The organism is Planifilum fimeticola, assembly GCF_003001905.1.
Lineage (GTDB): Bacteria > Bacillota > Bacilli > Thermoactinomycetales > DSM-44946 > Planifilum > Planifilum fimeticola.
This window is the reverse complement of record NZ_PVNE01000036.1, coordinates 1-25,439: the sequence shown is the minus strand read 5'-3', so window position 1 is coordinate 25,439 and position 25,439 is coordinate 1. Positions and strand designations below refer to the sequence as shown.

Here is a 25,439-nt window from a genome sequence, read left to right as displayed (position 1 = left end):
GGTTCAATCACAGCCCATTGTTCGTCTGTCAGCTCATGTCTCGTACTCATACTTCCATTTTACATTGGCAGATCATGTTTTTGAAATAGCTTGTAAAATTGGCCTCCAATCATACCGGCGGAGCGACGGCTTGGGACCTTCCACTCCAAGCTCCTTTTTTTATCTTTCCCCCTTTAATGGTTGTCTTCATCCACCCCCCTTCCGCCTTCCATCCATTCCGGCATCCCTTCCCTTGGATTCCCATTTGTCACTTGTTTGACAAAAAGCACAAAGTGAAATATACTTTAATCGTATTCAACTTTGTTGAATTAAATGAAACCAAGTTAAATCAATCAAAATATTTCGTTTATCGGGAGGTGACATGGTGAACAAGTCCAATCGGGATCGCGGTCAACAGGCCGGGGAATTTGTTGAGGTGCTGGGCGACACCGTATATGGGAAAGATTTGATTTTTTCTATTATTGGAAGCGCTTTCTTAGGGCTGGGAGGTTTTTTGCTGGGAAAACAAATCTTTCCCATATTCGCAGCGGAAAACATGATTAACTCCTACTCGCTACTGACGGGAATTGCCGGACTAGTCATTGCCCTGATCATCAACTCCTTCCTTTTTAAACCCAAGAGAAAACTCATCGAAGAAAAAGGCACAGCAGGACAGGTGAAAGAAATCTTTGACGATTATCAACTGGATCTGGATCAGGAGCGCAAGGCGATCAGGGACAATCCCGCCATCATGAAGGAGATGAAAGAGCAAGGAATATACGAAATGTTTTTTCCCAGGAAGGGGGATTGAAGCATGGGCGAGTTCATCATCGCTCTGGTTTTAGCTGTCGTGGCCGGTGTGGTCTTTTCCCTTCTGGGGCTCATTTCGGGAACGGATGAAACGGCGGTCGTGGTGCCCATCACTTTAATTGTCGTGCTGTTGGGAGCTCCGCCGGTAGCGGTATTTGCGTTTTTCATGGCGGCGGTCATGGCGAAACACTTAACCCACGCGATTCCAACTGCACTGATGGGCGTCCCAGGGGACACGATGGCGACGCCGATGATGGAGCACGCAAACTTCCTAAGACGTTTGGGAATGCCGCATATCGCATTGCGGAAAATGATCTCCGGTGGGATCATCGGGGCGTTTATCGCCCTGCCTGTAGCACTAGTTTTTGCGTGGGTCCTCAGTCCGTTCGGTTCATTCTTTCAACAGAACTCGGGAATCATCTTCACCATCGCGGGGATCATCATCGCCTACTTATCCAAAGGGCGTTGGGCGAGCGTATTGCTCATCCTTCCCATGGCGATGTTGTATCAGGGACTGGATGCCCTTAGCTTCACCAATCTTGAGAAACATTTGTCCATCAGTTTCTTCCTCGGAATCGCCATTGGACCGATGCTAGTCGATCTATTGATCGCCCTGTCAAGAAGCGCCCGGTCACAGGTTACCAGGCAAGAAATGAACACGTATAACTTGGCACCGGATCGAAAAGCATGGTCGGGGTATTTTCCAAATCCCTTCAAGGTTCTTACAAAAAAGCAGACCGGTGCCGTGGCGGGAACCGCTTTAATCTCTTCGGCCACCTTCGGCCTCAGTCCCGTCGGGATGACTTCCATGATGGGAGAACTCGTGGGCTCGCGTACGAAAGGACAGTACAACAAGGCCACTTCCAGTCTTGCAGCCATGAACGGCGTCACTGAATCCACTTATATTGCCGAAACAATCATTCCGCTGGTGGCCTTTGGAATTCCCTTGAGTCCCGTCGCCCTTGGTCCCGCTCAACCGCTATTTAATGCTCCGCCCGTTTTTACGAGCGACCCGATCAATAACCTGCACACCCTCATGGAGCCGATCGATTTTCTGATCTACGGATTGATGGGCCTAGCCATCGCCTCAGTCATCGCTTATCCGTTTTCAATGAATTACGCAAGAAAGGCGACGGTTTTCATCATGACGCGGATCAGTCAAGAGGCGATCATCGGGATGTTTATCGGGCTCGTGATGGTGTTGTCCTTTCACGAGGGCGGAATCATCGCCAGCCTCGTGACCTTCTCGGTGGCCATGGCGGTCGGGCTGCTGAATCGCTTCCTGGGAATGAGTGTGGGAGTTCAATTTATGATCTACTATGGCTCCAGCTGGATGATCTCGACACTGATCGGCCAGTAACCTACGCATCAGAGGAGGGGGCATCATGGGTACACGCTTCAAAGGATTTTATCGTCTGTCTCCGGAAGAACGATTGGACAACGTGGCTGAACACTCCGGATTGAGCGGGGAAGAAAAGGCCATCATCCGCGGGGAAAAAGGATTTTCGGTCCAAACGGCGGATCAAATGGTGGAAAACGTCATCGGATATATGCCGATCCCCCTGGGTGTAGCTGCGAACTTTAAGGTTGACGGCAGGGATATCTTTGTTCCGATGGCGACGGAAGAGCCTTCTGTGATCGCCGCTGCCAGCAACGCGGCACGGCTGGCGTATGATACGGGAGGTTTCACGACATCGTTTTCCGGTCCCATCATGATCGGCCAAGTGCACGTAACCCAGTTGAGCCATCCGTACGCGGCCATGGCAAAGATTTATGAAAACAAAGAAGCCATTTTAAATAAGTGCAACCAACAAGATCCGACCCTCATCTCGCTGGGCGGAGGCGCCCTGGACCTGGAAGTGCGCGTCGTCAAAACGTTAAGCGAAAAAGTTCTGGTAATACACCTTTTTGTGGACACCCGGGACGCCATGGGTGCCAATGCGGTAAATACGATGAACGAAGCCGTTGCACCGTTGATCGAAAAGATCACGGGCGGCAAGGTGGTTTTACGCATATTGTCCAACTTGGCGGATAAACGAATCGCGCGGGCAAGAGCCGTATTTGAAAGTCCCTTTGGTAATGACAAAGAAATGCTCCATCGGTTTATCAGCGCCTACGAACTGGCAGCAGCGGATCCCTACAGGGCGGCCACGCATAACAAAGGAATCATGAACGGCGTTAGCGCCGTTGTTCTCGCCACTGGCAACGACACGAGAGCCGTTGAAGCGGGTGCACATGCATATGCCGCCAGATTTGGGCGATATACGACTTTGACCCATTATGAGCTGGGAGAAAACCGGACGATCATCGGAACGATTGAACTGCCCCTGGCCGTGGGATTGGTCGGCGGAGCGACGAAATCGCATCCGGTCGCGAGAACCGCCATCAAAATGTTGGGTGTAAAAACTTCCCGTGAACTGGCGGGAATCATCGCTGCGGTCGGCTTGGCACAAAACTTCGCGGCATTGAGGGCTTTGGCGAGTGAAGGGATTCAGAAGGGCCATATGAAACTCCACGCGAAAAATATGGCGATCCAAGCCGGCGCCAAAGGCCATGAAATCGGCCGAGTCGTAGAATGGGTGGTAAAAGAAGGAAGGTTCCGCTTTGATGACATCAAGCGCTATCTGGAAAAAATACGAGAGGAATGACATCCCTCAGCTGAAGCGCACATACGGCCTCTAAAGGCCCTTCTCAGGGGCGAAATATCCTGTGAATCTCCTCATATCAGGCGGGAGATTCACAGTTTTTTGTCAAAAAGCTTCCCCAGGAAACGAAATGAAAATAATCGAAGCGATTCGATTTCAAGATGCGTTTCCATCCTCGAGATGTCCTGATTGTGACTGCGTGGCGTGGTCGGGACCGGCAGAGACCATCGCGTTTCAATCCTCTTTATTGAGGTGTTCTCATTGTGACTTTCAACTGGAGGGCGTTCGGGACGGGGGACGGATTGTTTCAATCCTCTTTATTGAGGTGTTCTCATTGTGACGCCTGGATGGCTTTGATGTGCTCATCAACGCGGATTTCGTTTCAATCCTCTTTATTGAGGTGTTCTCATTGTGACAACGCCGAGACGGTTCCCGGTCGGCACCCTGCATTAATGTTTCAATCCTCTTTATTGAGGTGTTCTCATTGTGACCTACCGTCCGGCTTTCGCCTCCAACAAGGGAAATCTCATAGTTTCAATCCTCTTTATTGAGGTGTTCTCATTGTGACGTCCGTCGATTTTCTTTCCGATTGCGATTTTTTTCGTTTCAATCCTCTTTATTGAGGTGTTCTCATTGTGACAAAGACCGACCGACGAAGGCGCACGAGTATATTTTCCGTTTCAATCCTCTTTATTGAGGTGTTCTCATTGTGACTGAAGTCACCGTGCAAGATTTGGGTGAATCCTATCTAGTTTCAATCCTCTTTATTGAGGTGTTCTCATTGTGACTGAAAGGGCCTATTTCATTGCGTGTCAAATAAGCAAGGGTTTCAATCCTCTTTATTGAGGTGTTCTCATTGTGACGGCGGAGGCTCTATCCCTTGTCATTCCTATACTTCTCCGCCATTTTCCGAACACCTCCTTTTTCGACAAATTTTTTAGCCCCTTTTTCCCGCTGTTCACACCTTCCAAATCTCGTATCCCCTTATTTCATGCGGGTTTGCGCGTTTCCGAACACCTCCCGGGTTTTTGCCGAAGCTACCGGTGTTCGGAAAAAAGCGCGGGCATCATCCAGGGGATCGAGGAGGGTTTGCCCCAACCCCCAGGCCGTTTTGTATCCAAATCCCATCAGGGATCCGTAAGCAAGCAGCCGCCACATCATGCGCTGCGACTCCTCCGGCAAGGCCTTCAGGCTTATGGCCATTTTCCCCTTGAAGCCGATAACGTTGAATTCTCCAAAAGAAACCCGCTCCGTCCTCACGTTGAGATCTTCGATCCGGACGGGATAAATCAATGGTTCAAGCGAATCCCAATCGATTCGCTGTCCAGTGACAATCTCACTGACCTTGGCGGCACTGGAAAAGAGGCGCTTTAGCTCCGGCAACGGATAGTAGTTTTTCCTCTGATAGAAAGTAGTCGGAGTCAAAAAATACAAGGTGAGATTGGCCGAAAACCGCTCGTCAATCCGTGACAAATCGAAGGTTTGGCAGTGCAGTTCCCTCACGGTCCCCCGCCAATCCAATAAATTGACCTCCGCCTCCTGCAAAAAATACCGCTGAAGGCATGAGGCGATCTCCCGATCCGGTGTGTTAATCCGGATTTCCCCCCTGTTAAGCAGTAAATGGGTGGAAAAAACCTGTCTTTCCTTTCGATCATGGACTTCTTGGGACAATTGGGGGGATTCCTGCTGCAGAGATTTCAACACAAAGGCATGAAACCGCCGGGACAACACGCCGACCGGATTTCCCCGAAAGGGCGCGGGGAAGTCCACTTTCAAGCATAACCGGTGCATGACATCCTCCTACAGAATCGGATTTTGATCCTCCATCAACCATCGGGTGAAATTTCCTCTGTAAAAGGTGCGATGCGTGCAAGACTGACACAGCGTATACACGCAGAGGGAATCTTCCTCCGACAACAAAGCCGACAGGCGAAACTCTAGCTGGATCCAGCTTTTCTCATCGCATTCCACTTCAAAAACGGAATATTGCACCCGCCGTCCGTAATCCTTCAACAACTTGAAGATCCGATTTCTCCTGCGGTCATCGACAACATCATAACAAACCACCCGTTTCACGTCACTGTTTCCCCCCATCATTTGGCCAAGAAAGGATAATAATCCTCCATCTCCCCTTTGAGGAATTTGGCAAGCAGAATGGCCTGCTTGTGGAACACTTCCCGATAACTCATTTTTCGTTGCAGCAGATGATGGAACACTTCGTCTTTCCTGCGGCGATCAAAGGCCTGCAAAAATCGCTTTCGGGCGGAATCTTTGAGTCGCGGCTCCCCCAGATCGAAGGTGAAATCATCGGGCTGAATCATTCCCTGGTTGATCACCTTAACGACCAGATTGTCCACCAGAATGGAACGGAATTCTTCCATCACATCAAGGGCCAAGGATTCCCGGCCGTACCGCTCGCGGTGGAGAAAACCGATATATGGATCCAGACCCGCAGCCTGGAGGGCACCCGTCAGTTCCGCCCGCAACAAAGCGTAGCCGTAATTCAACAGAGCGTTGACGGGATCTTTGGCCGGGCGCCGGCTACGACCGTCGAAGGAAAAACCGCTGTCCCGGATTAACGCTGGAAACGCTTCAAAATAGCGTTTGGCGGCCATCCCCTCGATACCCCGCAATTCATCCAAATCTTTCGCCTGCAGCGCCTGTTTCATCGCTTGTTTCAAAGATCCAATCACAGACTCGAAGTCCAGCTCCTTGCGCCTTGCAAAACGCTGCAGACTGGTCCGGGTGTTTTTCAATTTGGCCAATACCAGATTCCGCGCGATCCGCAAGCTCGTCTCTTCCGACAAATGAGCCTGGACCTGGGCGATTCTTAACCGAACATTTCGACTTTCCGGCCCGACAAACCGGCCGACCATGCGGTTTCCCGAAAAATACACCACATCAATTCCCTTTTCGGCCATAAGCATCAGGGCATCGGTGGTCAAGGTGGAGGAATCGTGAATGAAAAAGCGGGAATATTCCTGAACCCGTACCTCCCTGAGCAAGGACCGGTTCTTGTAGATTTTGAGACGTTCCGATTCCTTCCGGACAAAGCAGTGGGGTTCACTCAAATAAAACGTTCCCATGGCACTCTCCCCTTCAGGCGGCCTCGTTCCTGCGGCAGGCAATAGTCCACCATACTGCACTTACTACAACGATGTCCGTCATCAATTCCGGCAGGCGGCTGCTCCTGACCGTAGAGATTCCGGATGGCTTCGATGGTTTGCCGGGTTTGTTCCCTCAGTTCCTCATCCAGCGCCACTTTCTCTCGGCGGAAGGACCCGTAGTAGAAGAGATATCCGAAGGGAACCGCTTTTCCGATCCGCTCCTCCAAAGCCATTCCCTGAGCGCAGAGCTGCAGGTGATTGTTCTCCCATCCCGATTGACTTCCCCGCTTGTATTCGACGGGGTAAATCATCCCGTCCGCCTCCTCGATCACATCACACCGCACCGAAAGTCCCAACTTTTCCGATCGCAAGTGGAGGGAACGGTGAAGTTGCCGTTCCCCCCGCTGTTCCTTCCCGAAGCGATCAACGTGTTCGTGGAGCAGTTTTCCGTGGATGGTATACACATTATGGTAAAACACGCCTTCCACATATTCGTAGTAACAACGCCGGGGACAGTAGGCATAGGCATTGATGGCATGAGCCTCCACCAGGACATCCATGTCACAACACCTCGCTCCGGACGTTTTCCCACACACTCCACAGTTGAAAAGCCTCGGAATTGAAGGCAATGCTCCAATCCGCACCCTGCCGGGATTTGGCGGGATAGAGGCGGAACATCGGCGGCAGGCGCAGGAGATCGGTCAATTCGCCGACGGAGCGTTTAATAATGTACACAATCCAGGAGGTGCGACCCATGGACTGAAACAACAGATTCAGCTGTTCATTCAATCCGGAATCGTCCGACTCCAGACGCAGTCGATCCAAGCGCACCAATTGTTCGGCACATCGACCCGCCTTGACGGGAAGCCGCCATACCAATTTCGCCGGTTTGTCCCGAACGCCCATGGCCACCGCATACCCCAGCACGCGGTCCCGGGAAAGCGCTTCGAGGTACTCTTCCCGTTCCGGTCCGGACAGGTGCTCCTTCACCCGCCGTTTCATCGCTTCCTGATCCACGAACCGCACCCGGCGTCGCCGGAGAACGAAATGGCAATCATAGCGCTTGAGGGGAAAATCGGGAGCGGTTTCGTCCCAAAACCAAAGGTCCGGATAAAAAGTTTCCGCCTCTTCCTCATCCCATCCGTAGAGCTGAAACTCCAAATTGTTTTGCCCGCGGAAACTCAGCACCGGCTCCAGCAGTTTCTCCCGTTTCCACTCCCGATACCGCCGGTTCTGTTCCTCAAAACCCAAACCGTACATGCGCTCGGCGAGGATTTGGATCTGCTTAAGGGCGGGGGACTGTTCCCGGTCCACGTGATGCTTTTTCTGAAGATGATACCCGTGGACCAGGTTCATGCCCCCCACCTTTTCAATGTAAGGGGAAAAATCCTGATAGTACCGGTATGCTGCCGTAACGATTTCTTCCAGCTCCGCCCGGGTCATCTCCGTATCTCCCCGGTCCTGAATTTGATTGGCCACATGTCCCGGCACGTAAGCCCACACGTGAAGGGGCGGCTCCGGATTGGACCGGCTTCCCCGGCCGATCCGCCCCAACCGCTGCATGAAACTGCCGGCATTTCGCGCTTCGAACACGAGAAAATCCTTCCGGATCTCCCCCTGAAAATCCACCCCCACCTCCACCGTGGCGGTGGCCACGGTAATGGGCTTGGCCAGGGCCTCCCGGCTCCGGCTGCGGTCGGACAAGCCGTGCACTTCCCCCACATCGTATCCCTTTTCCCGGAGCGCCGCCGCCAGCTGCTGGGCTTCGTGGATGGAATCGAGAATGATCAATCCCTTGGCTTTTGGCCACTCCGACAAATACGCTTCAATATCGTCCCAATTAGTTAATATCCGCTCACTGGTGTTCCAGGCCGGCAAATAAGCGGACACCACGTGGAGATGGGCCGGTTCGAGAAAGATCCGCTCACCATGCACGGAGGGTTTTTCCTCTTCCAGCCAGCGTCGGGTTTCCTCCTGCACATTCCAAATCGGCAGGCCGGTTCCTTCGATCAAGCGGAGCACTTCCGGTCGAGGCGTCGCCGACGACAAGAGGAAAACCATGCCCTTTTCCGGAAAGGAGGCCGCCATGAGGGCGATCCATTGGGCGAGCACATTTACCTGGGCGATATTGTAGAGATGAAATTCATCAAAGGCCTGCAACACGTATTCGCCGAGGCGGTAAAAAACCTCTACCGCCTTTCCCAGGCGGGAATCATATCCTTCTTTCCGGGGAGAGTACAGGCGCTCCTGGGCCACCAGCACCAGGTGATCCGGATTGGTCAAAATTGCCCGGTGATATTGGGTGGACAACCGTTGCAACTGTTCCAGCTTGGTTTCTCCTGGCAAGCGGCTTTTTCGCAATTCTTCCGCTGTCCACAGGGAAATCTCATCCCAGATTCCCAGAGGTAGTCCCGTTTGGAGAGATTGAAACTGATCCTTCACCAGCTCGTTCACCGGATACACCCCCAGGGCCCGCACCCGGGCATCCCGGGTCAGGTAGCCGTAATTGGCCAAGGTTTTTCCTCCCCCGGTCCGCGCCCGGTTCCAAAGGACCACCTGGCGGTTTTCCCGGAACGCCCGCTCCACCAATTTGAGTTGCACCGCTTGATGGGCGTAGGGGCGAAGATTCCCGACAAAGGGCAGATCGTAGGTTTTCCCCCTCTCCTCCAACAGGCGGATCATCCCCTCACCTCCACCAGAAAGCGGATTCCGGCAAAAACTCTTCCTCTACCTGCTGCCCCTCCATCTTTTTAATCCGGTATCCCTCCACCGCTTCTCCCCATTCCGCTTCCTTCACCAATCGGGTGGGCAAAAGATTGTACATGGAGGTGAAGGTGGCGGGAAGCCGCGGCAAATCCTGCACATTGACCATGATCGGGGAGCTTTTTCCCGTTCCCCGCTCCAATGCGACTTCCTCCACCTCCAGCCGTGCCTGGCTCATCCATTTCCCGAGCCGGATGCGCGGGGGAAACGAAAGGGGATTGTGGCTCAAGGCGTAGGTTTCAAAACGGGAACCCGGCCGCAGGCATTTGATAAATCCCCAGTTGGGATAACCCAGGCTCTGCGGACGCATCATCCAAAGGGGCTCCGACGTCGTATTGTACTGCATGAGCCGGTGCGTCACTTCCAGTGGAGATGCGGGAAAAATATAGACCCCTTCCTCATTTAGCGGCTTAAGTTGCTTCTCATATCCCGGCGCTTGCTTTTCCTGATAGTAAGGGGAAATCGCCCAGGACAAGGCATAGGCCAAGGCGTAATTGTGGATAAGGGGAGCGGTCTCGGCGACCTTCCCCTTCTCCATGCTGGCAAAGAACAGATAATCCTCTAACTCAATCCGGATCCGGTACGCAAACCGTTTCACTTTAATTTCGCGAGATACGCCTGTTGATCGCTTTCCAGCTCTTGCAGCCACTCCGCATTCGCCTCCTCATTGCGCCACAGATCACGGACTCCGGCGAGAAACGCCGCCAACTCCTCCCCGGCACACACATCAACGGGAAGATACGAGCGTTTCGCCTCCTCCTCCAGTACATCCATCACCGCCTTTTCCACTTCGGACCTCTCCAGCGGGAACTCATGGAACCGTTCCCCCCCTTTTTCCCGCAACCGGTCGTACACCCCCTGGGTCAAGGACAGATTGGAAATCAGTTCGCCGTGTCCGAACAGCAGGGCCACCACATGATTGTTGACAAAACCCTGCCGGTTGCTTTCGGCACCGTAACGGGTCGTGGTCAGGATGTTGCGCAACACGTACAAAAATTCGGCCGGTGTCACATCCACCGCCGTTTCGATGGTGGGGAAAAAGACCTGGGGCCGGATGTGTTCCCGCTCGGCGAAGGCGCTGCCGGAAACGCCTCCTTTGGTGCTGTCGTCGATGGCGTTGAGGGTGATCGAGCGTTGCATGGCCTCATATGGACGAATCGCAAAGCCGGAGTCTGTCAATACCCGGGAGCGATGGGCGCCTTCTCCGCTGGTGGCCGCAAACCCGTAAATCAGGCAATCGGGGCACTTGCCGCACATACCATTCAAGAAAACGCATTTTTTCCCAAGTCCACGGTCCCGGTTGAAAGCCCGGCCGGCCCGCCGCTCCGGTGCGATTTGTTTGCGCTTTTGCAGAAGCACCCGGGAGATCGGCTCCGAATATTTCCTGCCGCTCCGCACCATCTCCACATCCAGAGTCTGCCCTTCGGTCGTCAACACCGCCGTCGAGTCGAACTCCCTCAGGATCACAACAGATACGTACCGTCGCATCGGAAGAATCGGAATTTCACCAGGAAGATGCGCTTCCAAGCGTTTTTTCACCGGGGATTCCTGCCAACTGATCGTATTGCTCATACCGGTTCCCTCCCGTTGGTTTGGTTTTTCGCTGATTGTCTTTCCCGAATCTCCTTCAGCCGCTCGAGATGGGTCTCAAAAAAGATCCCGTCGGCGAGCTGGTTTTGCCTTTGGTTCAGCTTGGCGATGTTGCCGCCGCACACGTCTATGTAAAATCGGTCATAGATCAGATCCACAAACTCCTGAATCGCCTTTTCTTCGACACGGGGCACATATCCTGAGGGTTGTTTGGCCAAACGTTCCAGCCGTTTGAAAAGCAGCCCGCATATCTCGCTTTTTTCCCTCCCTTCCTTGATGCCCTTGACGGCCAAGCGGAACAGGTTTTCATACCGGTGGGCCCTACCTTCCTGCGAAATATCGGGCTTGTACAGCTTGAGCGATGCCAAGGCGATTTCCCGGGCCAGTTCCATCTCCATCCCTCCCCGCATTTGATCGATCCTGCGGCAAGCCCGCAAAAAGGTATCCGTCACATAGGAATGTTCCGTCAAGCGTCGCTTGAAGAAATGGGCTCCGGCCATCGGATGCACATCCAGCTGGTGTAAAACGGAAGATACGTTTTTGTCCGTCGGTTTGGAAAAGTCGAGGGGATTCACCGTTTGATGAATCTCCCAGATGCAGGCCAAGCGGTTCAACAGATCGTTCACCTGCCTGATCGGGACGACGAAATCCGTCGTGCCGCGCCGTTCAGGGACCTCCAACAGCCGAGCCACCTTGTAGGGCGGAGCATCCAGCTGGATTGCATACCGGACCTCCCGCACATCCGACATCATCAAAAAGGGCTTTTCCGTCAGCCAAAGGCGAAAACCATACAATTTGTGAAGGGAAAGCGCCGCCGACAGGGCCTTCAGCCAAGCCTCCTCCCGCGTTCGATCCAGAGAACTGCTGTAACAGTCATAGGTGAACAAAAGCACATTGCCGGGCGGACTGGCCTTCAGCACATCCCCGATGCTGGGCGGGCGTCCCCGTTCTTCCATCTCCTGCTCAAAATACTCACTGTACAATTGGAAATGATCGTGCAGATGCTTCCGAAGCGCCTCCTGTTTCTCCACCCAAGGGTCCTGCCAAACGTGATTTACCTTGCCCCGGCGGTGGACATAGATGGTCCCGAAGAAATTCTTCAGATCATCCTGCAGGTCCAGCAGTCCCTCTTCGGTGATCTGAAAGGACGGGAAGGCAAACAGGTAAATCTGCCGCGACTGATCTCCTCCCGAAAAACTATCCATGGAAAACACTTGCCGAAGTACAAACTCAAAAAAGCAGACGCCGCACCAGTGCAGAGCAGCCACATCCCCCCGTTTCCCAGGCTCCCATCCTTTCGGCAAAATTCGGTTACTGAAAACATTGACATTGTCCTGGATCACCTGAGCCTTCACCTTGGGCTCGCTCCCCGACAGAATTTTCCGGTTGCACAGATTACAAATGCGTTTTTGCGATCGTGTTTTCTTTTTGAGCAACTCCTTCGTATCCAGCAGATTCAGACTGCGGGCGGTCTCCCAGGAAACGATCAGCTGTTCCCGGAAGTAGCCTTGCAAATCTTCCCGAATTTTTAATTCCTCATCAACGATTTCCATCATTTTTTCGGGCGTGATCTTTCCATCGAGAAATTTCGCCGCTTTCTTTCTCACGGCCACCCGCCAGTCCTCGATCGGCAAATGGCGGGCCGGTTTTCCATCCACTTCGGCCCCCTCAAGGAAGCGATAAGCCAACCAGATCGCTCCGTCGAACCGTTTGTTGTTGGAGTGCAACGAGCCCGGAACCCTGTTTGCAATGTCTTCGCCGGGAAGGCCGAGGAAATCCGCCAATTGAAGCAGCGCATCCACCGCCGAGATTTTCTCCAGCCGCTGGATTAAGCGCTGAAGCGCCGCCAAATACCGGGAGGTGTAGAACCACTTTTCCCGAAACTCCTCATCGAAGGAAGGATCGACACCGAAGACCCGATAAAGCTCCCCCAAATCCCCTGCTCCATAGGCAGCCAGTTGGCTTGCGGTGAAGTTTTTGTCCGGAAAAGTCTTGCTTCCCGAAGAAGGTTTCATAAACAGCTCATGAAACATCCACGCAAATTCCCCGGGCGTCTGATTTACCAAAAACGCCAAGGTCTGACACTGCAAGGTGGCCCGGTTGAACAGCTTTTCCCAATCCACCTGATCCGCCTCTTTGATGGAACGGAAAAACAGGCGCGTCAATTCTTCCATCAGCGAATCCTTGTCCGGCAATTCCCCGCCGGCAAAGGTGATGTACAGCGTTCCGTCTCCGAAGCGAAGCCAGGGGAAATAGCCGTAGCGTTTCATCAAAAGGGCCATGCCATTGTGCAATTGTGTAGTGACCATGCCGCGCATCTCCTGGACGCGGTGATAGACGATCCGCAGATTTTCCGTCAGTTTGGGAGGAAGCACACGCCGAAGCTTTTCTTCCAAGGAATGAATCGTCTGGTGTTCCATGCATTCGGCGATGCCAATGATGGATGCGGTCTGATCCATCAGCTTCACCCAATCCCGAATACCGGTCCAGGAATATTGATTGGACAAGGAGCCCAAGTCCCCCAATTTGGGAGAAAAATTGGAAACCCCCGCTGCCCGCAGAAATGCAGCAGGAGGCAGTCCCGTCCCCACCTTCCGGCAGAGTTCTTCTGCGACCCGCTCCAGCTCTTCCAGCGACAGGGCGTACTCGCTCGACGCCTTTTTTTCAACAGCCGAATCTTTGTGCAGATCGTGCAGCACAAAGGCAATTAAGGCGACCTTCAATTCTTCTTCGGGAGGATGAAAGCCGACGGATTCAAGGTGGCTCAGCAGAGCCAGACAGGCCTCCACCCCGGTCCGGATGTGGTCCCACATGGATTGGTCCAACAGATTGTGTCCTTGCTTATACGACATGGACGAATTCTCCAGGTTGTACGACTTGGCAATGGTCTCGGACAGATCCATTTCCTGAAAGGCCAGGAGCAAACGATCGCTGAAGGACTTCAAATCCAACCCCTCTCACCTCCTCGAGTTCATTATCATACGGACAATATTTGGCAGACAATCACCGAAAATCGTCTAAACAAAAAAATCGGAACCGTAAAGAGTTCCGATTTTACTGATGAATCCACAATCCTAAAGCGTTTTTCTAATTCTATTCCCGGCAAGAAACCCTTACTGCCACAGAACCGACGGCACCTTCAGGTTGTTTCAGCTTTGGTACCGGTTATAAAACATCGCTTGAATCTCATTCCGCAATTCCTTTCGTTTCTCCGCCGGTTTCACTAATTCGACAGCGCTTCCCCATCCCAACACCCATTTCTTGATCTCCAACCAACTGGTTATCTTGGGAAATACAATTTCCCCCACGGCCCCCTTCTCATGGATTTCCCGAATCTGCTGGTATGGATGCCACTGCTTTTCCCGAATCCGCTCAAAGACCTTCGGGTCATAGATCCGGATCACATAATCCTGCTTGACCTTACTGTGTTCCGCCTCCAGCATCTGGTTGATATATTTTTCGGCGTGATTTCGTTTGTATTCCCAGATATCTTCCTTCTTTCTTCTTCCCAAAGAAGATGGACGAGGCATGCGCGAAATATCGCGAATCCGATCCAACCGGAGGTGAATCAGCGGCAGATCCGGACCATCCGGCCATTTCACTAATTTCCCGATCAGATAAAACAGATGTTTCGCATAATAGACACCGTAAGGGTCGAAATATCTGCGCTGCCCCCTATACTCAAATTGCAGAATTTGATCGTACCGGATCGCCTCAAACACATCCTGCAGAGCACGATAAAAATGGGTGCGGTTCCTCGGGAAGCCATACTCGCTCACAAAATAAAAACCGGACCATTCCTTCAGGCGCCGCACATCCTCCTCCCGCAACACGGAATAGGTATGCTCCAGCAACTCCTGAAACGCCCGCTCTCCTTCCCCCTTCAACAAGGGTTGCAACTGCCGCAGAGCGAGAAACAGATACAGCCGCACCTCCGGCGACAAATTCGCCACCGCCCGGGCAAAATTGCCCTGATAATAACCATGTCCCCGGATGATATATTCTCTCTGATTAGGCAGGTTAAGCTTTTCTTCGAGATATTTGATATCTCTGCGTATTTTCTCCTGGGAAACACCGTACCTTTCCGCCGCATCCCTGATCCGATGTTGTCGGGAATCCAGCAACATTTCGGCCAACATCGAAAACAACCGTTCACGGTGCTGAACATGGGCCCGGTGTATCTTTGACATTCGTCCTCTCCTCGCCTGGAGCAAACTTCGTCATTAACATGGTTCCATTGTGAACAAGAACGGTTTTTCCGTTTTCGACGAAATCATCCTTTTACCGAGATGTTTCTATTGGGACAACCTTAGAGAAACGAGATTTCAGTCTTTACTGGGGTGTTCTTATTGTGACGTGGAGGTGATGGAAAACGAGGTGATTGATGATCCGGTTTCAATCCTCTTTACTGAGGTGTTCTTATTGTGACGCTTCGGCTTCTTGATCGGTGCCGGGAAGTAGTCAGTTTCAATCCTCATTACTGAGGTGTTCTTATTGTGACACCACAGTCTATGGTCATATGTATGCGAGAGGAGTTGTTTCAATCCTCTTTACTGAGGTGTTCTTATTGTGACTTTTGACTTCTAAAAGATCATCCGTCCCCTCTCTGCGTTTCAATCCTCTTTACTGAGGTGTTCTTATTGTGACTGAAAATGGAGTTTGGTGTGGGAAAAGACCGACGGGTTTCAATCCTCTTTACTGAGGTGTTCTTATTGTGACGCGACCGCTAACACGAAGATCGAGTGGACGGAGGCGTTTCAATCCTCTTTACTGAGGTGTTCTTATTGTGACTTAGCTGACCAAATAACTTTCGCGATCGGTTCCAGCGTTTCAATCCTCTTTACTGAGGTGTTCTTATTGTGACTTACCGGATTCTTCTTAGGGGTACTGAAGAGGTCGTTTCAATCCTCTTTACTGAGGTGTTCTTATTGTGACTTTTGGCAGGTCTAAGCTTCGTTATCGTCAGCAACGTTTCAATCCTCTTTACTGAGGTGTTCTTATTGTGACAAACAAGGAGGGAAATATAATGTTTGCCGCTTTTTACGTTTCAATCCTCTTTACTGAGGTGTTCTTATTGTGACACTGCTTAGCGACAAGGGAAGTGATCAAAAAAGCGGTTTCAATCCTCTTTACTGAGGTGTTCTTATTGTGACTCACCTCGCTGGCGCGGGTTTTGGATACGATTCAAAAGTTTCAATCCTCTTTACTGAGGTGTTCTTATTGTGACGACAGCCATAATTGACCGGGTTGTGGCGGTTTATCCAGTTTCAATCCTCTTTACTGAGGTGTTCTTATTGTGACGGCGGGCGCTGAATCCCTTGATATGATTAGTTTTCTACGTCAGTTTCCGAACACCTCCTTCAATTACCCAATTTTTAGGTGATTCTGCCCTTACTTCGAAATTTGCAAGAAGCCATTTTTCCTTATTTCATGCGGGTTTGCGCGTTTCCGAACATCTCCGGGGTTTTTGCCGAAGCTCCCGGTGTTCGGAAAATACATCCCTCATAGGTCACCTACGACCCTCTAAAAAGCGCAAATCGAGGGTGTTACATTTTCACTATAACTTCTGCAAACAATTTGGTCAATTGAATAATGGGTTTTTCCCGCCTGCTTAGCTTTTGGGTTTCTGCACTGCTTGCGATCGACGTGAAGCGATTCGTGAACTGCATCATCCTTATCCGAGTCCAATATCATCTTTGTAGGGTTTATAAAAGGTCGGCGGGCAGGTGCGCTAACAGGACAAATCCGACGAAATATGGGAATAAAAAAAGAGCTATGCTATTTTCTCCAAATAGCATAGCGAAATAGACAAAATTACTTGGCTTTTTTCGGAGGAACAATCTCTTCAATATCCACGACCGGTTTTAGTACGTCATTTACTTTTTCAACGATGATTTCCTTTTCTACTGTAAAGTTTAAAGTATGTTTAATATCCTTCGAGGAAGCTCCAATGTAAACGGTGTATTTTCCGGGTTCCACAACCCAAGCCGAACGTTCTTCGTCAAAAGAAGCCAGCGATCTTGCATCAAGGGTAAAGGTCAAGGTTTGACGTTCATTTTTTCCAAGTTCCCTGGTTTTGCCGAAGGCCTTCAATTCTTTAAGGGGCTTGTGCATGGCTTTGCCCGGAGCACCTACATAAACCTGGACAACTTCTTTCCCTGGCACCTTACTGGTATTTTTAACATCCACACCTACCTTGATGGACTTGTTAAATGTTTTGGAGCTCAGTTTTGGTTTGCTGTAGCTGAAATCCGAGTAGTTCTTTCCGTAGCCAAACTCATAGGACACCGGCACATTAAAGGTATCATAGTAGCGATACCCTACATAGATGCCTTCATGATAGGTTACGGGGTTCTCTCCGAAAGTAGTGGCTGGAACATACGGCCAACCATTGGGATCCTTTCCTTTAATATCGATCGGGAAGGTCGTGGACAGCTTACCCGAGGGATTTTCTTTCCCGGTCAATACAGATGCTATCGGTTTTCCAAGAACTGTCCCAGTTTCCCAGGCAAGCAAAATGGCATCCGCTTTGTCTTTCCAACTTTCCATCTCTATGGGAGCTCCGGTACTAAGGACGACGATAAAGGGTTTGTTGGCTTTGCGGCACAATTCAGAAGCTGTTTCGATCAAGTATTGTTCAGCATCACTGAGATAGTAAGCACCTTTTTCGGCCTGAACATCAACACCTTCCGCAGAGCCTCTGCGAATGGTCATAATGACACTGTCGGACTTATCAACTATATCCTTGGCCAATTGTTCTTTGGTAGGCTTCATTTCTTTAAATGCAGGGTCACCGCCAATACCGCCCACCGGAAGGATACTGTCCACCTGCGGATAATCAAATTTGGTGGCATCGATCACGTTGGCTCCCGTCTCTTTCAGAGCTTGTGCCAGGTGCACCAGTTTTGAAGGATCCACATTCACATTGCCGCTTCCAGCACCACCGCGGACCAAATTGTTGGTTGCATTGCCTATTGTCCCGATGGTCCCTCCTGTAATTGGAAGTGCCTTTTTGCCTTTCACTTTTTCGTTTTTCAAAATCACCATGCTCTCAACGGCGGTGTCAAAGACGACTTGTTCGTTTTCTTTGGCATACTTGTTATGATCCGTGCTCGGTTGGACTCCCTCAAAAGCCGGTGTCTTCAGTACATATTTCAAAACCCTGGCAACAGCAGCATCTATTTCATCCATCGTCAAGAATCCTTTTTGATATCCTTCGATGATATCTTCAGCACTGCCGGAGGGCATGCTAAGATCTGTTCCTGCCTTGACCATAGAGGAGTATGTGTTATTTCCAGGCTGCGGCTCCCAATAGGAAGCATTTCCTTGCCCGCCCCAGTCCGTCATCACGATTCCGTCAAAACCCCATTCTCCCCGAGCAATCGTTGTAATAAGCTCAGGATTCTGCGGCGGGCTTATGCCGTTGATCTGATTATATGCAGTCATAATCGCCCAGGGTTTCGCTTCCTTTACTGCGATTTCAAAGCCGCGCAAGTAGATTTCACGAAGTGCCCTTTGGCTTAGGTTGGTAGGTAAATTGCGGCGAGCGGTTTCCTGGTTATTTGCTGCAAAGTGCTTAATCGTCGCACCCACACGTTGGGATTGCAATCCTTTAACTTCCGCTGCCGATGCTTTCCCGGACAACAAGGGATCCTCTGAATAGTATTCAAAGTTCCGCCCATTCAGCGGGTGCCTGTGAATATTCATTGCAGGGGCCAACCATAGGTCTCCACCAAAATAGCGCAGCTCTTTTCCAATCGACTGACCCACTTTATTCAACAAATCCATATTCCATGTGGATGCCCTTGCGGAGGCATTGGGGAATTGGGTGGCATAGCGGGTAAGGGGAGTTCCATCCGGAGCTGTTCCTCCCGGGAGCGGATCGATCCGAACTCCGGCCGGGCCATCCGGAAGAGATGTTGCTGGTATACCATATTTCTCATACAAAGCACCCGTCGTACTGCCGGCTGCACCCTTTAATTTTTGTGAATCCTGGTCCCCTGCCAGAAGAAGAGCTTTTTCCTCCAGGGTCATAACCTTAAGAAGTTCGGGGATGGATGACTCATCTTTTAAATAGACATTTTTTTCATTTGCAGTAGCGTAAGGAGTAACGGCAAACAACATGACAAGCATAACCGCTGTCATCAGGGATAATGCATACTTGCATTTGCGATGCATCGTTTTTACCCCCATTTTCGCGATTAATCATTCATGTCTTTGCCATCAGAAACGCCGGTTGCTTCCAAAACTACCGATCTCCAATAAAACCTTCAGCCAGCAAACCTGCATCTGGCGGAAAAGAAGAGCAAGCTGTAAAGCTACTCATTTATCCCCTCCTACTTCTTAATAAGAGCGCTGTCATTTATAGCGTAGCAGTGAAGGAAGTGTTGAGGTTGACAGGCGGAATACTCATTCTCACCGTTTGAAATGATGTCCCCCGTCTGGATCAGTCCTTACGGAAGCTCTTCCTCACGCTTTTATGTTTAAGGAAAACAGGGTCAAAACGTAATGATTTCGACCCTATCGTCATAAACCACCACTTCCTTGACAACGTGGCGGATAATTTCTTTTTTGTCCTCGAAGGTCAACTCTCCCTGCTTGTTTAGATAATATTCGGCAGCCTCCCGGATTAGCTCCTCACTGTATCTCAACCGCTCCCGCTCCTTCATCATCTCCTGGATTTTCTCCAGACGCTCCCTCAACTCGTCTTCCTTCTCTTTCAGTTCCCGGATGGACTCCCGGATTTCGTCCTCCGAGATGGATAAACCTTGAGCAAACAGGTTCAGAAGCCGTTTCCTTCCCTCCTTGGCCCGCTCGATTTCAGCTTCCAATCGATTAATTTCCAACTCCTCAAAGCTGGATGTTTGCCCCTCGGCCATATCCTCCGCAGCCGCTGCGATTTCATCCGGGTTGTTGAGCCACCTAACGATCTTCTCCCAAACCTCCTGCTCCAATTGATCCGCATTGATGCGGCGCCCACATCCTGGATGTTTAGCTCCGGAATAGTTTTTTTGGTCCGTATATTCGTAGACGTATTTCCCCCAGTTCTTTACGCGTCTTCCGGTCATTGTGTTCAAACAATCCCCGCAGCGCACCAAACCGCTCAATAGGTATTGATGCTTCGACTTTTTCGACCACCGCCGCCGAGATTCTTCCAGCAGTGTTTGCGCATGGAAGAAAGTTTCTTCGTCAATGATGGCTGGGCAAGGAACGCGGATCCATTCGTTTTTCGGTCGTTCTCTCATCCGGATCCGTTCCTCCGGGGACCTGAACCGGTTCCCCAACATCCCCTCGGTATTCCACCGGTTTTGGTAAAACTCTCCGATGTAAGCCCGGTTCATGAGCATTTGACGAACAACCTGCCGATGCCACACCTTAGCGCCGCGTTTCGTTGGAATGCCTTGCTTGGTCAAGTATTTTGCGATTCCGTTAATTCCGTCCACCTTGTCATTCGGTTTCGTAAACAGATCGAAGACCAAGCGAACAACCTTGGCCTCGTCCTCATTGATCACGAAACATTCTTTTTCTTTATCATAATCATACCCATATACCTGGTAGTCACGAACGACTTTCCCCTGCCGAGCTTTTTCTCGGCGTCCCCGGGTCATTCTCTCGGTGATCTTTGCCTTTTCAAATTCCGATATCGCCCCGCGCATGGAGTAAAAGAGTTGACCTTCAGGAGTTCGCGCATACTCCCCATTAACAAAAACGAGTTCGACTCCTTGACTGTCAAACTCCTCGGTCACGATCAATTGGTTCATCAGCTTTCGACTCAGGCGATCCGGATCAAGACACACCACCTTCGTGATCAGACCCTTCCGCACGTCCTCCCGGAGTTTGGTCAGTCCGGGACGATCCAGAAACTCCCCCGAAATCCCCTCGTCGATATATTCGATCGCTTCGTCCGTTCCCGCCTTTTTCCGGCACTCGCGGATCTGGTCCTGTATGCTGTACCCCCGTTGAGCGGATTCTTCGGTCGAGACTCGAACGTAAATCCCCACCATCCTGCAGCTTCTCCCTCCTGTATTTCTCTACAAGGTAAGCATAACAGGCTCGCCGAATCCTGTCGGTCAGCTCCCCCTCGATGATTTTCACCCGCATCGCGCATCACCCATTAGAGGGTATGCGCTCACTGTTTGTCTGCTTTCGTGGAGGTCCAATCCTCTTTACTGAGGTGTTCTTATTGTGACAGCTAATCAGCTAGGGGGCCGTGGTGAAGTGGCCAAAGTTTCAATCCTCTTTACTGAGGTGTTCTTATTGTGACCATTCAAAAGGACGCGGCGGGAAAGCGCCTGATTCAAGTTTCAATCCTCTTTACTGAGGTGTTCTTATTGTGACGGCCAGGGCGGCTTCATTGGTGATCTTCCGGGTAGGTTTCAATCCTCTTTACTGAGGTGTTCTTATTGTGACTCAGTGATCGTTTTCAGCACCTGCTTAAACGGATCAGTTTCAATCCTCTTTCCTGAGGTGTTCTTATTGTGACCTTCCCCACGTCCAGACTCTTGGGAAACCCGGAGAAGGTTTCAATCCTCTTTACTGAGGTGTTCTTATTGTGACCATTTTCACCGACACCCCCGCCGCCTTCAGTACCCCGTTTCAATCCTCTTTACTGAGGTGTTCTTATTGTGACGAGGTAGCCCTTAAGGATGGAGGGACCGAAAGCCCCGTTTCAATCCTCTTTACTGAGGTGTTCTTATTGTGACTGAGCGCGTCAAGGGGGTTGTTGGGTCTGCGTTCAATGTTTCAATCCTCTTTACTGAGGTGTTCTTATTGTGACCTTGTTTGATGTAACCTCCGCCGAAATAGCTCGGTTTGTTTCAATCCTCTTTACTGAGGTGTTCTTATTGTGACACCGTGCAGGTTTGGTTTGAGATTGACAGCCACAGGGTTTCAATCCTCTTTACTGAGGTGTTCTTATTGTGACGCATTCATGATCCATGCTCCTGCCGAAAAACAAAAGTTTCAATCCTCTTTACTGAGGTGTTCTTATTGTGACGGCGGGCGCTGAATCCCTTGATATGATTAGTTTTCTACGTCAGTTTCCGAACACCTCCTTCAATTACCCAATTTTTAGGTGACTCTGCCCTTACTTCGAAATTTGCAAGAAGCCATTTTTCCTTATTTCATGCGGGTTTCCGCGTTTCCGAACACCTCCGGGGTTTTTGCCGAAGCTCCGGGTGTTCGGAAAATCAGTTCCTCATATCCTCCGATTCCTGCGTTAAAGAGTTTAGGGTTGCGAAAAGTCCTGTTAGCATGGAAACCTCCGGAAGTTGACATGCCTAAAGATATGGATGTTCTTAACAGTTCCGTCCGGTAGTTTACGGCTTTCGTAGCGGCGGGCCGTCGTCGCATAGACAGGTATCCTGCTTTCCCGGTGACACCAGGATACCACCTGATATACCGCCCCAAATTCCCCTTGGACGAGGACGACATCTCCCGGTCTCGTTACCCGGGACAACCACTCCAATACCGGTTGGAACCATTCCTTTGGAAAGGGGCCTTCCGGCGGCACCTGGGACCACCGGGACTGAAGATCGTCCGGAAGAGGAAGAAACGTTCCTACTTCCCACTTCTCTCTGGCCTCCCGTTTCTGCTCTTCCGTTAAGGTATGCGAAAACAACAAGGCCATCCGTTTCAAGGTTCTCCACACTCCGATCTGATTATTACTAATAGGCAGTTCCTGAATCCAACCAGTGCTTCCACTTGACCAAACGCTCTGCAGCGGCCTTGCTTTTTTGTTGAGCTAATCTTGGGATTTTAATCCTCTTTACTGATGGGTTCTTATTGTGACGGCGGGCACTGAATCCCTTAATATGATTAATTTTCTACGTCAGTTTCCGAACACCTCCTTCAATTACTAAACGCACTATTCAATTTGTCAATTAAAGATTATCTACTTTCCGCGTTTCCTGCAGGTTATCAGGGATTGGGTTGATGTCTAGGGCTTTTTACATTATTGAAGGTCGATGTCACCCTTTTTTTATTCTCACCAGCTGTTTTCATCCTGATAGTTTCCTGAACGGATCGTCATTTTCCTCATTTACTACCACACCAAGAAACCGGGTAGTCAATGCTACCCGGTTTCTTTATTTCCACTTGCTCCTGTCCTAGTGGTCTGAACTCCAGGGGAAGCGTATCAATAACAAAATTATCTCAAACGTTTTATGGTAGACTCCAATTGAAGAGTTTCTTCTTCTAAATTAGTGAGCAGGTTTACCCAGTCATTCCGAGCAACTCTATTATTATCAACTTCCATCCGGTTTCTTTATTTCCACCAAGCATCATCATAGCGGTGGAGGATTGCTGCGGTATACCTTGTGCCACGATTTGTTTCACTGACGGCAATACTTATATTGATGATCTCAGACCGATTTAATTCCTGAACTTTCATATCCAGTTCATATTCGAACTCCTTTTTATTTCCGATAACCTCTACAACATCCACCTTCATTCTGCTCGCCATATATATCCTCCTCAATTATCGGACTGCTTTGGCCAAGTTGATCGTCAACCACTTAGTCCTCGGTTAATTTGACGGAGCGATTCAGCCACTTGATTTTATTCCCCTTTTCAGCTTTTTCAACAACTGGTTGATATGCTAACATTGGCTGATCGATTGGTCGGCCACTTTTGGCCATCCGGCTGACTGGTTGACTATCGACCACTGGCTGATCTTTTGGTCGATCGGTCAATGATATTGTATTTCTCTTTTAGATAATTGATGGCTTTGGACGCTCGATAAGGTGTTGTATCAGCCATGGCAGCCAACTGCCGTCGGCTGGGTAGTTCACCATTTTCGTGGTAATACTTTTTAGCCACTTCGACCACTTTTTGATCGGCATTCGCCATTCGTTTGCCAGCCATGTCAACCACATTCGACCGTTTGGTTGGCTGGTTGGTCGATTGGCCGGCAGGTTGTTTGGCCGCTTTGTTGGCTGACTGGTTGATCCTTTGGCTGATTGGTTGACCGGCTGGCTGATCAGCCACATTGCTGGATGGTCGATTTGGCTGATCGTCTGGCTGGTGGATGGTTGTTTTGGCCGAGTCGCTAGCCGATTCGACCGGTTGATTGGACTCGTCGACTGGCTGATAGTCGGCTGACTCGGATGGTTGATTGGTCGGCCGATTGGTTGGTTGACCGGGTGGTTGATTTGTCTGTCTGGCTGGCTGATCCTCCTGGTTGACCAGTTGGCTGGCTGGTTGTTGGTGGTCGGTCGGCTGGTTGGCCAATTCGGCCATTTGGCTGGCTGGTTGATTGATAGATTGATTGGTCGACCGATCAATTGACCGATCAAAAAGATTCTGGCTGATGATCATCTCGGCGATGATCACTCCCAAAACGACCGATAAAGCAAGCGTCCATTGAGCAATTTTATTCTCGAACAGATTGTCAAGCCCAACTGTATATGCGCTATTCGAGAATAATACTAGAATAATCCCATACAGGAAACCGGCATACGCGGCGGCACCCGGTTTTTGACCTTGGAGTCGGCGCCATAGGATCGCCCAGCCGGATAGCAAAAAAGTTGTTTCGACTGCTATCGTGAATGTTACAGCTTCCCAATGGAGGAAACCGACTCGCTTATAAAGATCAACGGTGTGGGCAAACGATACTGTCACAACACAAACGAAGATTATCACACCCAGCATAATCGACCACGTCCGCATGATGTTCCCTCCTTTTATCGGTGTGACATCAAGTGTGACATCGAAACCTCAGATGTCACACTTGACGCCGAAAAACCTCTAATTTGCTCTGGTTTTCGCTATCGAGATTCTAGAGATAGAAAGTCATGTCACATGTCACACCACTCTTACTTTTGGCTTATCCGGCAGGAAATATAGAATCTGATTGCCTTCTTTTCTGCTATATATCGTTACTTCTTGTCTTGCCCTTTGAAATGTTCTCCGACTGATTCCTAATTCATCGCAAATTTGCTGCCTGGTAAGCCCTTCTGGATGATCCTTCAAGAGAGAAAGGATTCTGTCTTTCGCAGTCCGGCCTTCATCAATGGATTTCTCCTCCCGCTGGTACAGAGGCAAGAGGATATCTCTTGCTCTCAGTATGATCTCCTCTTTGGTCATTCCGAATCGGTTGCCCACATCTGGCAAAGGATATGACGGCAACCGCATGGAGGCGGGCTCCAACAATTTGGCCTGGAAGATATGATCCTTTTTGTCGCAGGTGATCCGCATTAATCCATAGTACTTTTTGAGTTGGTGAAAATCCTCAACGGTAAAAGGCGCAAGCTCCGCCGCAAAATCCCGAAATACCTCATCACTCCCACACAACAACACCATATCCATTCCGGTCTTGAATGATCGGAGGATTTCGCTTTTCATATTCGCCGCCCTGGCGAACGATGACCAATCGTGGAATGAGAAGATGTATTTGTTTCGATATTTGCGAGGCTTTTTGGTGATCTGCAAGAAAATATCCTGAATCGGCTTAGAAGCTATTTCAAAATTCGGTTTACACACCAAATAATGAATGCGATCAGGCAAAAAGCTCTATATATATGCAAATATCGGTCATACCGAACTA

Annotated in this window: 18 protein-coding genes and 3 CRISPR repeat arrays; of the genes, 3 read left to right on the top strand and 15 right to left on the bottom strand. The window is 50.4% G+C overall.

Translation table 11 applies throughout. The features are described 5' to 3' along the window. Window positions 1–364 precede the first annotated feature (364 nt). From CLV97_RS16350 to CLV97_RS16340, 3 genes are read left to right on the top strand one after another with little or no spacing between them, the layout of a single operon-like run. Complete coding sequence (locus CLV97_RS16350) at window positions 365–790, top strand: hypothetical protein (protein WP_245891671.1); 426 nt, start codon at window positions 365–367, stop codon at window positions 788–790. A 3-nt stretch (window positions 791–793) separates the two neighbouring features. Continuing rightward, window positions 794–2,149 carry a tripartite tricarboxylate transporter permease gene (locus tag CLV97_RS16345; protein ID WP_106346601.1) on the top strand — a complete coding sequence of 452 codons (1,356 nt, stop codon included), beginning with the start codon at window positions 794–796 and terminating at the stop codon, window positions 2,147–2,149. 25 nt (window positions 2,150–2,174) lie between these two features. After that, entirely contained in the window at window positions 2,175–3,437 is a 1,263-nt protein-coding gene (locus CLV97_RS16340) for a hydroxymethylglutaryl-CoA reductase, degradative (protein WP_106346600.1), read from the top strand. 228 nt (window positions 3,438–3,665) lie between these two features. After that, a CRISPR array of direct repeats spans window positions 3,666–4,297; the repeat unit is 37 nt; unit sequence GTTTCAATCCTCTTTATTGAGGTGTTCTCATTGTGAC. 121 nt (window positions 4,298–4,418) lie between these two features. Here the strand turns inward: CLV97_RS16340 and cas6 are convergent. The 15 genes from cas6 to CLV97_RS16265 all read right to left on the bottom strand — a co-directional run bounded on the left by cas6 (window position 4,419) and on the right by CLV97_RS16265 (window position 25,324). After that, entirely contained in the window at window positions 4,419–5,225 is an 807-nt protein-coding gene (gene cas6 / locus CLV97_RS16335) for a CRISPR system precrRNA processing endoribonuclease RAMP protein Cas6 (RefSeq protein ID WP_106346599.1), read from the bottom strand. A gap of 9 nt (window positions 5,226–5,234) precedes the next feature. Beyond that, the gene (gene cas2, locus CLV97_RS16330; RefSeq protein ID WP_170070583.1) at window positions 5,235–5,510 is read right to left on the bottom strand and encodes a CRISPR-associated endonuclease Cas2; all 276 of its coding nucleotides are present in this window, start codon (window positions 5,508–5,510) and stop codon (window positions 5,235–5,237) included. A 17-nt stretch (window positions 5,511–5,527) separates the two neighbouring features. After that, window positions 5,528–6,520, bottom strand: coding sequence for a CRISPR-associated endonuclease Cas1 (cas1, locus tag CLV97_RS16325; RefSeq protein WP_106346597.1), 993 nt, complete (start codon window positions 6,518–6,520; stop codon window positions 5,528–5,530). Then, entirely contained in the window at window positions 6,502–7,101 is a 600-nt protein-coding gene (gene cas4, locus CLV97_RS16320; protein WP_106346596.1) for a CRISPR-associated protein Cas4, read from the bottom strand. Before cas4 ends, cas1 begins: the two co-directional genes overlap by 19 nt. 1 nt (window position 7,102) lies before the next feature. After that, window positions 7,103–9,223: a type I-D CRISPR-associated helicase Cas3' gene (gene cas3 / locus CLV97_RS16315; RefSeq protein ID WP_106346595.1), complete on the bottom strand. Its 2,121-nt coding sequence runs from the start codon at window positions 9,221–9,223 to the stop codon at window positions 7,103–7,105. 4 nt (window positions 9,224–9,227) lie between these two features. Continuing rightward, the gene (gene cas5d / locus CLV97_RS16310) at window positions 9,228–9,902 is read right to left on the bottom strand and encodes a type I-D CRISPR-associated protein Cas5/Csc1 (protein ID WP_106346594.1); all 675 of its coding nucleotides are present in this window, start codon (window positions 9,900–9,902) and stop codon (window positions 9,228–9,230) included. Then, window positions 9,899–10,876 (bottom strand): type I-D CRISPR-associated protein Cas7/Csc2, encoded by a 978-nt coding sequence (gene cas7d / locus CLV97_RS16305; RefSeq protein WP_106346593.1) that lies wholly within the window; start codon window positions 10,874–10,876, stop codon window positions 9,899–9,901. The genes cas5d and cas7d overlap by 4 nt, the downstream gene beginning before the upstream one ends. Continuing rightward, a complete protein-coding gene (cas10d, locus tag CLV97_RS16300) occupies window positions 10,873–13,845 on the bottom strand; it encodes a type I-D CRISPR-associated protein Cas10d/Csc3 (protein WP_106346592.1) in 2,973 nt (990 codons plus the stop codon). Before cas10d ends, cas7d begins: the two co-directional genes overlap by 4 nt. 198 nt (window positions 13,846–14,043) lie before the next feature. Then, window positions 14,044–15,084: a helix-turn-helix transcriptional regulator gene (locus CLV97_RS16295; RefSeq protein ID WP_106346591.1), complete on the bottom strand. Its 1,041-nt coding sequence runs from the start codon at window positions 15,082–15,084 to the stop codon at window positions 14,044–14,046. Window positions 15,085–15,286: 202 nt separating this feature from the next. Continuing rightward, a CRISPR array of direct repeats spans window positions 15,287–16,195; the repeat unit is 37 nt; unit sequence GTTTCAATCCTCTTTACTGAGGTGTTCTTATTGTGAC. Between the two features lie 513 nt (window positions 16,196–16,708). After that, window positions 16,709–19,072: a glycoside hydrolase family 3 N-terminal domain-containing protein gene (locus tag CLV97_RS16290; RefSeq protein WP_170070582.1), complete on the bottom strand. Its 2,364-nt coding sequence runs from the start codon at window positions 19,070–19,072 to the stop codon at window positions 16,709–16,711. Window positions 19,073–19,392: 320 nt separating this feature from the next. Next, window positions 19,393–20,898, bottom strand: coding sequence for a recombinase family protein (locus CLV97_RS16285; RefSeq protein WP_106346589.1), 1,506 nt, complete (start codon window positions 20,896–20,898; stop codon window positions 19,393–19,395). 149 nt (window positions 20,899–21,047) lie between these two features. After that, window positions 21,048–21,890: direct repeats of the CRISPR family, unit length 37 nt; unit sequence GTTTCAATCCTCTTTACTGAGGTGTTCTTATTGTGAC. Window positions 21,891–22,142: 252 nt separating this feature from the next. Next, window positions 22,143–22,523 carry a CRISPR-associated protein Csx20 gene (gene csx20 / locus CLV97_RS19005; protein WP_106346588.1) on the bottom strand — a complete coding sequence of 127 codons (381 nt, stop codon included), beginning with the start codon at window positions 22,521–22,523 and terminating at the stop codon, window positions 22,143–22,145. A gap of 636 nt (window positions 22,524–23,159) precedes the next feature. After that, window positions 23,160–23,357 (bottom strand): hypothetical protein, encoded by a 198-nt coding sequence (locus CLV97_RS16275; RefSeq protein ID WP_106346587.1) that lies wholly within the window; start codon window positions 23,355–23,357, stop codon window positions 23,160–23,162. Window positions 23,358–23,548: 191 nt separating this feature from the next. Further along, on the bottom strand, window positions 23,549–24,562 hold the full coding sequence (locus CLV97_RS17935) for a hypothetical protein (RefSeq protein ID WP_146130532.1): 1,014 nt from the start codon (window positions 24,560–24,562) through the stop codon (window positions 23,549–23,551). Between the two features lie 135 nt (window positions 24,563–24,697). Beyond that, the gene (locus CLV97_RS16265; RefSeq protein WP_106346586.1) at window positions 24,698–25,324 is read right to left on the bottom strand and encodes a helix-turn-helix domain-containing protein; all 627 of its coding nucleotides are present in this window, start codon (window positions 25,322–25,324) and stop codon (window positions 24,698–24,700) included. Window positions 25,325–25,439 lie beyond the last annotated feature (115 nt).

What these genes read in the sequence shown, in the direction of transcription:
- cas7d (WP_106346593.1), bottom strand. Translation starts at nt 10,876, where the DNA reads ATGAGCAATACGATCAGTTGGCAGGAATCCCCGGTGAAAAAACGCTTG.
- CLV97_RS16290 (WP_170070582.1), bottom strand. Translation starts at nt 19,072, where the DNA reads ATGCATCGCAAATGCAAGTATGCATTATCCCTGATGACAGCGGTTATG.
- CLV97_RS16295 (WP_106346591.1), bottom strand. Translation starts at nt 15,084, where the DNA reads ATGTCAAAGATACACCGGGCCCATGTTCAGCACCGTGAACGGTTGTTT.
- cas3 (WP_106346595.1), bottom strand. Translation starts at nt 9,223, where the DNA reads ATGATCCGCCTGTTGGAGGAGAGGGGGAAAACCTACGATCTGCCCTTT.
- cas6 (WP_106346599.1), bottom strand. Translation starts at nt 5,225, where the DNA reads ATGCACCGGTTATGCTTGAAAGTGGACTTCCCCGCGCCCTTTCGGGGA.
- cas1 (WP_106346597.1), bottom strand. Translation starts at nt 6,520, where the DNA reads ATGGGAACGTTTTATTTGAGTGAACCCCACTGCTTTGTCCGGAAGGAA.
- CLV97_RS17935 (WP_146130532.1), bottom strand. Translation starts at nt 24,562, where the DNA reads ATGCGGACGTGGTCGATTATGCTGGGTGTGATAATCTTCGTTTGTGTT.
- CLV97_RS16285 (WP_106346589.1), bottom strand. Translation starts at nt 20,898, where the DNA reads ATGGTGGGGATTTACGTTCGAGTCTCGACCGAAGAATCCGCTCAACGG.
- CLV97_RS16345 (WP_106346601.1), top strand. Translation starts at nt 794, where the DNA reads ATGGGCGAGTTCATCATCGCTCTGGTTTTAGCTGTCGTGGCCGGTGTG.
- CLV97_RS16275 (WP_106346587.1), bottom strand. Translation starts at nt 23,357, where the DNA reads ATGGCGAGCAGAATGAAGGTGGATGTTGTAGAGGTTATCGGAAATAAA.
- cas4 (WP_106346596.1), bottom strand. Translation starts at nt 7,101, where the DNA reads ATGGATGTCCTGGTGGAGGCTCATGCCATCAATGCCTATGCCTACTGT.
- CLV97_RS16340 (WP_106346600.1), top strand. Translation starts at nt 2,175, where the DNA reads ATGGGTACACGCTTCAAAGGATTTTATCGTCTGTCTCCGGAAGAACGA.
- csx20 (WP_106346588.1), bottom strand. Translation starts at nt 22,523, where the DNA reads ATGGCCTTGTTGTTTTCGCATACCTTAACGGAAGAGCAGAAACGGGAG.